Origin of the sequence: Nostoc sp. FACHB-110, assembly GCF_014697425.1 — a bacterium.
In the GTDB taxonomy this organism is placed as follows: domain Bacteria; phylum Cyanobacteriota; class Cyanobacteriia; order Cyanobacteriales; family Nostocaceae; genus Nostoc_B.
The window spans coordinates 1-12,960 of record NZ_JACJRU010000004.1 but is presented as its reverse complement, the minus strand read 5'-3'; the positions used below and the strand labels follow the sequence as shown (position 1 = coordinate 12,960).

Here is a 12,960-nt window from a genome sequence, read left to right as displayed (position 1 = left end):
TTATTTATCCGCCTTAGAAATCAATTGAATGAGGCGCAGCCCGACGTTTTTTAAATAAATTTGACATATACATACCAGTAATTAATAAACCAAATAATCCTAATCCATTAATTATCGGAAAAAAGCCATCCAAGCCAAAAGTTTCTAATGTGTGGAGATGAATCAAAAACCCGGCTAATTCCCTCTGATGCAAAGCTTTAGCAATAGGAAAGGTCATACCAGTGATGACTGTCAATAATAAAGGTAACGCACAGACAATTGCCAACCAATGATGATATTTGCGAAATAGACGATTCATGGAATTACTCAACTAATTTGTTGATTGTTGATATTCCTGATTGAAATAGGGAAAAATTACAGGTTCTCCTACTTGAGAATTACATTTTTGTAATTTTTAGATGAAAAATTACTTGAGTGTAACTTGATAGTTAAGCTGAAAACTGGTGAAAGCTTAATATCATTTATTTGATAAACAGAATTTATCATTCAAATACCAGTGTAAAGTTTTACATTACTATAGAGTTCAGTTGAGCATTTGGGAATACTAAATCCAGATATTTTCAAGATTTAGGTATTATGATTGGCACTCTTGTTATGAAGATTCCCGGATATTGTATGAGTGAAGAACTCTACAATGGTTCAAGAACACTGGTTTATCGAGCAGTCAGAGAAAGTGACTCAGCACCAGTAGTTATCAAATTCCTCAAAAATCCTTATCCCAGCTTTCATGAACTTTTGTTGTTTCGCAATCAGTATACAATTGCCAAAAATCTCAACTCCCCCCAGATAGTCCAAAACTACAGTCTAGAACCTTGTCAAAATGGTTATGCCTTAGTTATGGAAGACTTTGGGGGGATTTCTCTAAAGGAGTGGCGAACTAGAGAAACCCAACAATCTTTAGAAGAATTTTTAGTAATTGCGATCGCTTTGTGCAACATTTTAGATTTACTCTATCATGAGCGCATTATTCATAAAGATATCAAACCCAGCAATATCTTAATAAATCCCGAAACCAAACAAATTAAATTAATTGACTTTAGTATTGCATCGCTATTACCGCGAGAAACCCAAACCTTAGTTAATCCCAACGTATTAGAAGGAACACTCGCTTATATTTCTCCTGAACAAACAGGGAGAATGAATCGTGGGATTGATTATCGCACAGATTTTTATTCTTTAGGTGTAACTTTCTACGAATTACTCACAGGTGAGTTACCCTTCCCCTCTCATGATGCGATGGAATTAGTACATTGTCATCTCGCAAAAATAGCACCCCTAATCACAGAAATTAATCCCCAAATTCCATCGGTACTTGCCGAAATTGTTAGCAAATTGATGGCGAAAAATGCTGAAGATAGATATCAAAGTGCCTTGGGATTGAAATATGATTTAAGGAATTGTTTAACTCAACTAAGAGAAACCGGGAAGATTGACAGCTTTAAAATTGCCCGGAAAGATGTGTGCGATCGCTTCATCATCCCTGATAAACTCTATGGCAGAGAACCCGAAGTACAAACCCTACTAGAAGCATTCGATAGAGTTAGCCTTGGCGCAACCGAAATGATGCTTGTCGCTGGGTTTTCGGGAATCGGGAAAACAGCCGTTGTGAACGAAGTGCATAAACCCATACTAAGACAACGCGGCTATTTCATCAAAGGTAAATTTGACCAGTTTAATCGCAATATTCCCTTGGGTGCATTTGTGCAAGCTTTCCGAGATTTAATGGGACAATTGTTAACAGAAAGTGACGCTCAAATAGAAAAATGGCAAAATAAAATATTAGCAGCTGTCGGCGACAATGGACAAGTTATTATTGATGTTATTCCTGAACTAGCAGAAATTATTGGTAAGCAACCACCAGCCATCGAATTATCAGGTAATGCAGCCGAAAATCGCTTTAACTTATTATTTCAAAAATTTACGCAAGTATTTACCAGTGCAGAACATCCCTTAGTAATATTTTTAGATGATTTGCAATGGGCAGATTCAGCATCACTAAAATTAATGCAGCTATTAATGGCTGATACAGGTCATCTTTTACTTATCGGTGCATATCGTGATCACGAAGTCCATCTAGGACATCCATTGATATTGACTTTGAGTGAAATCCAAAAAAAACAAGCAACAATTAATACAATTACCTTAGCACCCCTTAATCAAACACAAGTAAATCAATTAGTCGCTGACACTCTCAAATGTAGTGAAAGTTTAGCATGGGATTTATCTTTATTAATTTATCAAAAAACTCAAGGCAATCCCTTTTTTACTATCCAATTTTTCAAATCATTACATCAAGATAAATTTATTGAATTTGATTTTAAATTAGGCTGTTGGCAATTTGATATTGCCCAGGTGACAACTCAAGCACTCACAGATGATGTTGTAGTATTTATGAATTTACAACTACAAAAACTCCCATCATCAACCCAAGAAATATTACGGTTCGCAGCTTGTATTGGTAATCAATTCGATTTAGATACTTTGGCTATTGTTTGTAAGCAATCAGTCATTGATACTGCTGCTGCTTTGTGGAAAGCCTTACAAGAAGGACTGATTCTCCCAACTAATGAAATTTATAAACTTTATCAAGATTCTTCATTACAAAATAGCGACATTCAGCAAGATGACCAAAAACAAATAACCGTTACATACAAATTTTTACACGATCGCGTGCAACAAGCTGCCTATTCCCTCATACCAGAAGACCAAAAACAGATAACTCATTACCAAATCGGACAACTGCTACTGCAACAGATGTCTCCAGATATCAGAGAAGAGAGAATTTTTAAACTTGTCAATCAATTAAATTACGGAACTACGTTAATTACTCAACAAAATCAACGAGATGAATTAGCAGAACTTAATTTAATTGCTTGTCGCAAAGCTAAAAACTCTACCGCCTATCAAGCTGCAGGAGAATATGCCTCAACAGGATTATGTTTATTAGGCGAACAAGCGTGGCAACGGCAATATGATATGAGCTTGGCGTTTCATGAATTAGCATCAGAAATTGCTTCTTTATGCGGCGAATTTGCATTAATGGAGCGGTTGATTGATAGCGTAATTATTCAAGCAAACTCTCTGTTAGAAAAGGTCAATATTTATTGTATTAAAATTCAAGCTTATGTTTTTCAGAATGAACCAGTCAAAGCCCTTGAAATTGGACAAAATCTCCTGCAACAGTTTGGGATAAAGTTTGCCGAATCACCAAGCCCAGTAGATATTCAACAGGCAATTCAAGAAATTAATGAACTAATTGGAGATAGAGAAATTACAGATTTATTTGATTTACCTGTAATGACAAATCGAGAAGTTTTGGCAATTATCCAAATTGCCAATGCTCTCGTCCCACCAGCTTACAACTCCGGTTCTATTTTGTGTCCATTACTGATGGCGTTGTCAGTCAAATTATCAATTCAGTATGGCAATACAATTATTTCTGCATTTGCTTATGCTAACTATGGCTTCATTCTCTGCAATGTTTTACAAGATGTAGATAAAGCAACAGAATTTGCTGAATTATCACTAAAACTGATTACCAAATTTGATGCTAAAGCTATTAAACCAGAAGTACTTTTAGTGTTGGCAGGTTTTATTCTGCATCGCAAATCTCACATTAAAGAAGTCCTCCCTCTGTTGCAAGAAAGTTATGTGATTGGTTTAGAAGTTGGTAGCACAAAGTTTGCCGGATATCATGCGCGAACTTTTTGCAATGCTTCTTTTTGGTGTAATCAACCTCTTGCTACTTTAGAACAGAATGCTCGTGCTTACTACAATGGGTTGATGCAAATCAATCAAGTGGGACTAGCTAATCACTGTCGGCTTTCTTGGCAGTCTGCACTCAATTTGCTTGGTTATGGGGAAGATCCTTGTATTTTGTCTGGGGAAGTTGTACAAGAAACGGAAGTTCTGCCACAGATCATGTCTGATAATGATTTGAGTGAGTTGTATGTGTTTCATTCATATAAACTCATGCTCTGCTTTTTGTTTGGAGAAACTGAACAAGCGCAAAATCATGCTGTTGAGTGCAGAAACCATTTAATTGCTGCTCAGGGACTGGTATATGAGCCGGCATTTTATTTCTATGATTCTTTGATTGCTTTAGCCAGTTTGAATTTGCAATTACAAGATTCATCAGCAGTATGGCAAAGGGTAGAGGAAAATCAAACTCAGCTAAAAAACTGGGCGCACCACGCACCGATGAATCACCAACATAAGTTTGATTTAGTAGCAGCAGAAAAATGTCGCGTGTCGGGACAAAAAATCGCCGCCAGTGACCTCTACGACAAGGCAATATGTGGAGCTAAAATCAACGATTACGTACAAGAAGAAGCCCTGGCTAACGAACTAGCGGCAAAATTCTATCTTGATTGGGGTAAGCAACGCATTGCTCAAGAGTATATGATGGAAGCCTACTATGCTTATGCTCGTTGGGGAGCAAAAGCCAAAGTGACTGACTTAGAAACTCTCTATCCTCAATTACTGGCTCCCATATTACAGCAAACCTATTCTCCTCTGTCCACTGACGAAACCATCTTTACCTTAAAGAGTGTCTCATCCACCAGTTCCCTCACTTCTAACAGCAGTGTCTCCGATACCCTAGATTTAACAGCTATCCTCAAAGCTTCTCAAACTCTTTCTGGTGAAATTGAACTCGAAAAACTTCTCTCATCATTGCTGAGAATCGTCATCGAAAATGCTGGGGCGGATAAATGCGTTTTAATGCTGTTGCGAGATGGAAATTTGCTCATTAAAGGGTCGATTACTCAAGGGATGCAGCCAGTTGTTTTGCAGCGTATTCCTGTTGAAGATAGCCAAGACATTCCCCACAAGCTGATTTACAAAGTCAAGCACAACCAACAGATTGCTATTTTAGTGGATGCGATCGCAGATCCTATCTTAGCCAACGACCCATATATTGTTCATCAGCAGCCTAAAAGTATCTTATGCAGTCCAATTTTACATCAAGGCAAGTTGATAGGTATTCTATATCTAGAAAATAATTTAGTCACAGGAGCATTCACAAGCGATCGCATCGAACTACTCAATCTCATCTGCGCTCAAGCTGCCATTTCTCTCGAAAATGCCCGACTTTATGAATCTGCTCAGGAATATGCCCAAAAGTTAGAGCAAGCCCTCACTGATTTGCAAAATGCCCAATTGCATATAGTCCAAAGTGAAAAAATGTCTGCGTTGGGTAATTTAGTTGCAGGTGTCGCCCATGAAATGAATAATCCATTGGGCTTTATTTCTGCTACGCTTCAACAAACTAAACCCAATTTTGCCGATATCACAGAACATTTACGACTCTATCAACAAAACTTAGAAAATCCTAGTCATGAAATTCAAGACCATGCGGAGGAAATTGACTTAGAGTATCTTTTGGAAGACTTACCCAAAACAATTGATGCAATGGTTATGGCGTGCGATAGATTAAAAAATATCAGCACTAGCTTGCGGACATTTTCTCGCGCTGACAAAGACTACAAAGTACAATTTAATCTTCATGAAGGCATTGACAGCACAATTTTAATCCTCAAGCATCGCCTGAAAGCAAATCAACAACACCCAGCAATTGAAGTAATTACAAACTATAGTGATTTACCTTTAGTCAATTGTTTTCCTGGACAATTGAATCAGGTATTTATGAATATTCTTGCCAATGCTATTGATGCCCTAGAAGAAGCAAATATTGGTAAGAGTTTTGCCGAGATTAAAGCTCATCCTAACTGCATTACAATTACAACATCAATTGTAGATAATATATGGGTAAAAATATCAATTGCCGATAATGGTAAAGGCATGAGTGAAGAGATACAACAAAAGATATTTGAGCATTTATTTACTACCAAGGGAGTCGGTAAAGGTACAGGTTTAGGGTTGGCTATAGCTAAACAAATTGTTGAAGAAAAACACGGCGGTCAGTTGTCTTGTCAATCTCTTCTTGGTGAAGGTACTGAATTTATTATAGAAATCCCCGTTTAAATTTTAGCTCTATGTATCTATCTGGGAATACTAGATTGAGAAATTATCAGATGAGCACAAGATGATGAGCAGCGTTTTTAGTATTCCCGGATATAATCTTGTACAAGAACTTTACAACGGAGCAAGAACGCTAGTTTATCGCGCAATTAGAGAAAATGACTCAACACCAGTAGTTATCAAACTGCTGAAAAATGCCTATCCCAGCTTTAGCGAATTGTTGTTATTTCGCAATCAATATACTATTGGCAAAAATCTTAACTCACCCCTGATTATTCAAACCCATAGCCTAGAAGCCTTACATAATGGCTATATGCTAGTCATGGAAGACTTTGGGGGAATTTCTCTTAAGGATTATTTGGCCAAAAATCAAAATGTTACATCTAGAGAGGAGTTTTTAGTAATAGCGATCGCACTCTGCGACATCCTAGACTTACTCTATCATGAGCGGATTATTCATAAAGATATTAAACCCAGCAATATATTAATTAACCCCCAAACTAAACAAGTTAAATTAATCGACTTTAGTATTGCATCATTATTACCCAGAGAAACCCAAACCCTAGTTAACCCCAATGTTTTAGAAGGAACACTCGCTTATATCTCTCCAGAACAAACCGGGAGAATGAATCGGGGGATTGATTATCGTACAGATTTCTATTCTTTGGGTGTGACTTTCTATGAATTACTCTTAGGTGAGTTACCATTTGCATCAAATGACCCAATGGAATTGGTACATGCTCATATTGCGAAAACAGCACCGTTACTACATGAAATTAACCCAGATATCCCTTCAGTTATCTCAAAAATCGTCAGTAAATTGATGGCAAAAAATGCTGAGGATAGATATCAGAGTGCATTGGGATTAAAATATGATTTAGAAAAATGTCTGACTGAGTTAAGAGAAACTGGTGAAATTCAAAGCTTTGAGATTGGGCAAAAGGATGTGTGCGATCGCTTCATCATTCCTGATAAATTATATGGCAGAGAAACCGAAGTAAAAACCCTCCTAGAAGCATTTGAGAGAGTCAGCCTTGGCGCAACCGAAATGATGCTTGTAGCGGGTTTCTCTGGAATTGGCAAAACCGCCGTTGTTAACGAAGTACATAAACCCATTGTCAGACAACGCGGTTACTTTATTAAAGGTAAATATGACCAGTTTCAAAGGAACATTCCTTTCAGTGCCTTTGTCCAAGCATTCCGCGATTTAATGGGGCAATTATTAACCGAAAGCGATATCCAAATTCAGAAATGGAAACATAAAATATTAGAGGCTGTCGGGGAAAATGGACAAGTAATTATTGAAGTTATTCCCGAATTAGAAAACATTATTGGTCAACAACAACCAGCGATAGAATTATCAGGAACAGCAGCGCAAAATCGCTTTAATTTATTATTTCAAAAATTCACCCAAGTTTTTACAACTCCTAAACATCCCTTAGTCATATTTTTAGACGATTTACAATGGGCTGATTCCGCATCACTCAAATTAATGCAGCTATTAATGGCTGATACAGCTTATCTTTTCATTATTGGTGCATATCGTGATAACGAAGTCACTCCCGGACATCCCTTATTATTAACATTAAGTGAAATTCAAAAGGCTCAAGCCACAATTAACACAATTACTTTAGCACCATTAAGTCAGGTACAAGTGAATAAGTTAGTGGCTGACACACTCAAATGTAGTAAAGATTTGGCATTATCTCTAGCAGAATTAGTATATCATAAAACTCAAGGTAATCCATTTTTTACTGCACAGTTTCTCAAAGCGTTACATCAAGATAAATTAATCACATTTGACTTTGAATTAACTTGTTGGCAATGTGACATTATCCAGATAAAAACGCAAGTAGCAACAGATGATGTGATTGCTTTTATGAGTTTACAACTGCAAAAACTACCACTATCAACTCAACAGATGTTGCAGTTAGCTGCTTGTATTGGCAATTCTTTTGATTTAGGTACTTTAGCTATTGTTGCCGAACAATCTCAAATCGAAACCGCAGCCTGTTTATGGAAAGCACTACAAGAAGGATTGATTTTACCAATTGGTGATGTTTATAAGTTTTATGTCGGTCAAGAAAGCATAGTATCTATTTCTGAAAAGCACGAAATTGTTACTTACAAATTTTTACACGATAGAGTACAACAAGCAGCTTATTCTCGGATTCCTGATGACCAAAAACAACTAAAGCATTTAAAAATTGGGCAACTGCTTTTAAGTGTTATCAATCAAGCAGAAAAAGAAGAGAGAATTTTTGAGATTGTCAATCAGTTGAATAAAGGTGCTGATTTAATTAATTCAAAAAATGAACGGGAAAAACTAGCCAATCTGAATTTAGAAGCTGCACGAAAAGCTAAATCAGCAACTGCTTATATTGCAGCCATTGAATATGCCAATAAAGGGAGAGAACTGCTCACATCAAATTGTTGGCAACAACATTATGAAATCACCTTGGCTCTATATAATTTAGCCGCAGAAGCAACTTGTCTGATTGGTGATTTTAGCCAAATGCAGCAGATAGTTGATGAAGTAGTAAAAAATGCGCGTCAATTACTAGATAAAGTGAAAGTCTATGAAGTAAAAATTTTGGCTGAAGTAGCTCAAAGTCAACAGCCTGAAGCTATTAGAACTGCTCTTAATGTTTTGGAATTATTTGGCATTGTGTTTCCAGAGCATCCTACCGCCACAGATATTTCTCAAAGTTTAAAACAGACTCAAGATTTATTCACAGAAAAAGATTTAGCAGATTTATTGACACTACCAGAGATGACTGATCTGCAAGCTATTGCCAAGATACGAATTTTAGCAACTGTCACAGCAGCAGTTTATCAAGCGGTTCCCGAACTTCTACCGTTAATTGTGTGTAAGCAAGTAAGATTATCAGTTCAGTATGGTAATGCTGCTGTATCAGCACAAGCTTTTGCTTGGTATGGAGTAATTTTATGCAGTAGCGGAGAAATTGATTTGGGCGATCGCATTGGCGAAATCGCAATGGGGCTATTATCACGCTTCCAGAACCGAGAATTTAAAGCCAGTACCATTAATATGGTTTATCCATTTGTCAAACCCTGGAAACATCATATTCAAGATTCACTCGCCCCTTTACTTGATGGATATCACAGTGGTTTGGAGACAGGGACTTTAGAATATGCGGCCTACTGTGCCTACAATTACTGTTCCCTTTCCTATTTTCTGGGGAAAAATTTGTCTGCTTTAGAACCAGAAATTCAGCTTTATAATCAAGCACTGGCTCAACTTAAACAGGAAGTTGCTCATAATTATCTGAGAATTTTTTACCAATCTGTTACCAATTTACTCACTCCAAATAAATGTCCTTGGGAAATTCAAGGCATAATTTATGACGAAAAAATCATGTTGCCCTTGCATCAAAAAGCTAACGATCTTTACGCAATGGGAACACTCTATGTCAATAAATTAATTCTTTGTTACTTGTTTAATGAGGGGGAATCAGCAATTGAAGCCGCAACTCAAGCTAAACAATATTTAAGTGGAGTATCTGGCTGTTTTATGGTTCCATTATTTCACTTCTACGATTCATTGACTTATCTTGGTACATTACCTAACAATCAAGAGGCAGATTTACAACAAGTAATTGACAACCAGGATAAGCTGAAAAAATGGTCTCTCTATGCGCCCACCAACCATTTACACAAGTTTTATTTGGTGGAAGCAGAACGATATCGGGTATTAGGGCAGATGTATGAAGCGATGGATTATTACGATCGCGCTATTTTCGGTGCTAAAGCCAACGAATATATCCAAGAAGAAGCCCTCGCCAACGAATTAGCAGCAAAATCTTACCTTGCTTGGGGGAAAGAGAAAGTTGCCGCAGGCTATATGCAGGAAGCATATTATTGTTATACCCGTTGGGGAGCAAAAACCAAAGTCGCCGACTTAGAAAGACGCTATCCCCAATTACTCGCCCCGATATTACAGCCAACCCGTTCGCCTCTTTCAACTAACGAAACTATCTTTACCTTGGGGACTGTCACATCTACCCGTTCTTCCAGTTCTAGCAGCAGTGTCTCAGATACTCTAGATTTAAAAGCAATTTTCAGAGCATCTCAGACTATCTCCGGTGAAATCGAACTAGAAAAATTACTTTCCTCCTTACTTTCCATCGTGATTGAAACTGCTGGGGCTGATAAATGTGTGTTAATGCTGTTGCAAGACAATCATTTACTAATTCAAGGCGCAATTACCCAAGGAACACAACCGATTGTTTTACAAAGTCTTGCCATTGCAGACAGTCAAGATATTCCCCACAAGCTGATTTACAAAGTCAAAAACAACCAACAAACTGTTGTTTTATTGGATGCAACCGCAGATATCACTTTCGCCAATGACCCTTATATTGTCCGTCAGCAACCGTATAGTATTTTGTGTAACCCAATTTTGCATCAAGGTAAATTACTGGGGATTTTATATCTAGAAAATAATTTAGCTAAGGGGGCGTTTACGAGCGAACGCGTCGAACTACTTAACCTCATCTGCGCTCAAGCTGCAATTTCTCTAGAAAATGCTCGACTTTATCAACTTTCTCAGGAATATGCCCAACAATTAAAGCGATCGCTTGATGAGTTAAAAACTGCTCAATCCCGCTTTCATAATCTAGTAGATAACGTTCCTGGCGTAGTGTATCAATTCCTCATGGCGACTGATGGTTCGGTGTCAATGCCTTATATGAGTAATGACTGTTATGACCTCTATGAAATCACCGCCGAACAAGCGATCGCCAATGTGCAGATCCTCCTAGATATGGGCCATCCAGAAGATTTAGAATCTTATTATCAGTCTGTTGCAGATTCAATTAACACCCTAAATCCCTGGCTGTGGGAAGGGCGAATTGTTACACCCTCGGGAATTATTAAGTGGATTCACGGTGAAGCACGCATCGAAAAACTTATTGATGGCACATTAGTGTGGGATGGACTGTTGTTGGATATTAGCGAGCGTAAACAAGCTGAACTAGCTTTACAACAAGCCCAATTACAAATTATCCAAAGTGAAAAAATGTCCGCCTTGGGTAACTTAGTCGCTGGTGTCGCCCACGAAATGAATAATCCTTTGGGCTTTATTGCGGCAACTCTCAAACAAGCTAAACCCACCTTTACCGATATTATCGAACATTTGAAAATCTATCAAGAAACCTTCAGCGATAAAACTGAAGAAATCCTCGACCATGAATCAGAAATTGATTTGGAATATACCATAGAAGACCTGCCGAAAATGCTCGATTCTATGGCGATAGCTTGCGATAGATTAAAAAATATTAGTACTTCCCTCCGCACTTTCTCCCGTGCTGACCGAGATTACAAAGTCCCATTTAATCTTCACGAAGGCATTGATAGCACAATTTTAATTCTCAAACATCGTCTCAAAGCTAACGAACAACGTCCGGCAATTGAAGTAATCACTAACTACGGTGATTTACCCCAAATTGAATGTTTCCCTGGGCAATTAAATCAGGTATTTATGAATATTTTGGCGAATGCCATTGACGCATTAGATGAAGCAAATATCGGACGGAGTTTTGCAGAAATTCAAGCTCATCCTAACTCGATTATAATTACCACATCAATAGCCGCTCAATTCGTGAACATCTCCATTGCTGATAATGGTAAAGGGATGAGTGCAGAGGTAACACACAAAATCTTTAACCATTTATTTACTACTAAAGCTGTCGGTAAAGGTACAGGTTTAGGGTTGGCTATAGCAAAGCAAATTGTCGCAGAAAAACACGGTGGTCAAATCACAGTCAATTCTGTTTTGGGTGAAGGGACAGAATTTATCATTCAACTGCCAGTGTAAAATTTTATGCCATTATAGAACCCATTTGGGATTTATCCATTTGCCAGTCGAGCATGAGTCTGATGAAGCAAAGATTAAGCTTCGCGTTGGTATGGAAGAGGGTTCTCTCAAAATTTTTGACCCAACTTTTATAGCGTTCCATCCAAGCATTTGACCGCTCAATCACCCATCGGGTAGCTACAGGTACAAATCCAGTTTTCCCAAAGGCTGCAATTTCCGCTTTGGTTGGCTTGGTGCGAGTTGAAACCTAATCTTGGTCATGATTTGGGGGTAGAGCTTTTGTAGTTCGAGTGTGAGTTTGTCTCGGTGATAACCGTGATCAAGCAGGATAGTAATCTTCGGGATATTCACGGGTTTGGCTCGCAAGTAATCCAGATTATTGCTCAGTAGTTCAATTAAGCCTTGGTCATCGCTGGCATCCGCTTTAGTACAATTATATTATTACTAAATACGTATAAATATGTATAATAATAGATACAACCTTTTGTATTACATTGAGTTAGTTAAATGAGTTCGATTATTGGAACCCCTTTAAATGACTTTCTATCGGGTACTAGCTTTGCCGATCACATATCGGGGCTGGGGGGGAATGACACCCTCATTGGTGGGTTAGGAAACGACTCACTTGATGGTGGGTCAGGAAATGACAGTCTATTGGGTGGAGATGGAAACGACACCCTCAATGGTGGCAGTGGTGCTGATACCCTCAATGGTGGGGATGGCAGCGATACCTACTTTGTCGATAACCTCTTGGATGTGGTCACGGAAAACTTTAACGATGCTTTAGGTGGTGTCGATACAGTTAATTCCAGCGTCAACTTCACTTTGGGATTTGGTCTAGAAAACCTGAATCTGACAGGTGTTGGCAATATTAATGGTACTGGTAATGCCAATAACAACGTCATCAATGGTAACAGTGGCAATAATGTCCTCAATGGTGGCAGTGGTGCTGATACCCTCAATGGTGGCAGTGGTGCTGATACCCTCAATGGTGGCAGTGGTGCTGATATCCTCAATGGTGGGGATGGTAGTGATACCTACTTTGTCGATAACCTCTTGGATGTGGTCACGGAAAACTTTAACGATGCTTTAGGTGGTGTCGATACAGTTAATTCCAGCGTCAACTTCACTTTGGGATT

4 protein-coding genes are annotated in these 12,960 nt (G+C 38.2%); 3 read left to right on the top strand and 1 reads right to left on the bottom strand.

Translation table 11 applies throughout. The annotated features are described in order from the left end of the window. Positions 1-13: 13 nt before the first annotated feature. A complete protein-coding gene (locus tag H6G69_RS05785; RefSeq protein WP_190683002.1) occupies positions 14-298 on the bottom strand; it encodes a peptidase in 285 nt (94 codons plus the stop codon). Positions 299-576: 278 nt separating this feature from the next. Between H6G69_RS05785 and H6G69_RS05780 the strand changes: the two genes are divergently transcribed. The 3 genes from H6G69_RS05780 to H6G69_RS05765 all read left to right on the top strand — a co-directional run. Continuing rightward, positions 577-5,985, top strand: a complete 5,409-nt coding sequence (locus H6G69_RS05780) for an ATP-binding sensor histidine kinase (protein ID WP_190683000.1) — start codon at positions 577-579, stop codon at positions 5,983-5,985. 61 nt (positions 5,986-6,046) lie between these two features. Then, complete coding sequence (locus tag H6G69_RS05775; RefSeq protein ID WP_190682997.1) at positions 6,047-11,821, top strand: ATP-binding sensor histidine kinase; 5,775 nt, start codon at positions 6,047-6,049, stop codon at positions 11,819-11,821. A gap of 507 nt (positions 11,822-12,328) precedes the next feature. Next, positions 12,329-12,960, top strand: a 632-nt coding sequence (locus H6G69_RS05765; RefSeq protein ID WP_277883350.1) for a calcium-binding protein, incomplete at its 3' end; no start/stop codon positions are given.

Coding starts and splice junctions, on each gene's coding strand:
- H6G69_RS05775 (WP_190682997.1), top strand. CDS start 6,047: ATGATGAGCAGCGTTTTTAGTATTCCCGGATATAATCTTGTACAAGAA.
- H6G69_RS05780 (WP_190683000.1), top strand. CDS start 577: ATGATTGGCACTCTTGTTATGAAGATTCCCGGATATTGTATGAGTGAA.
- H6G69_RS05785 (WP_190683002.1), bottom strand. CDS start 298: ATGAATCGTCTATTTCGCAAATATCATCATTGGTTGGCAATTGTCTGT.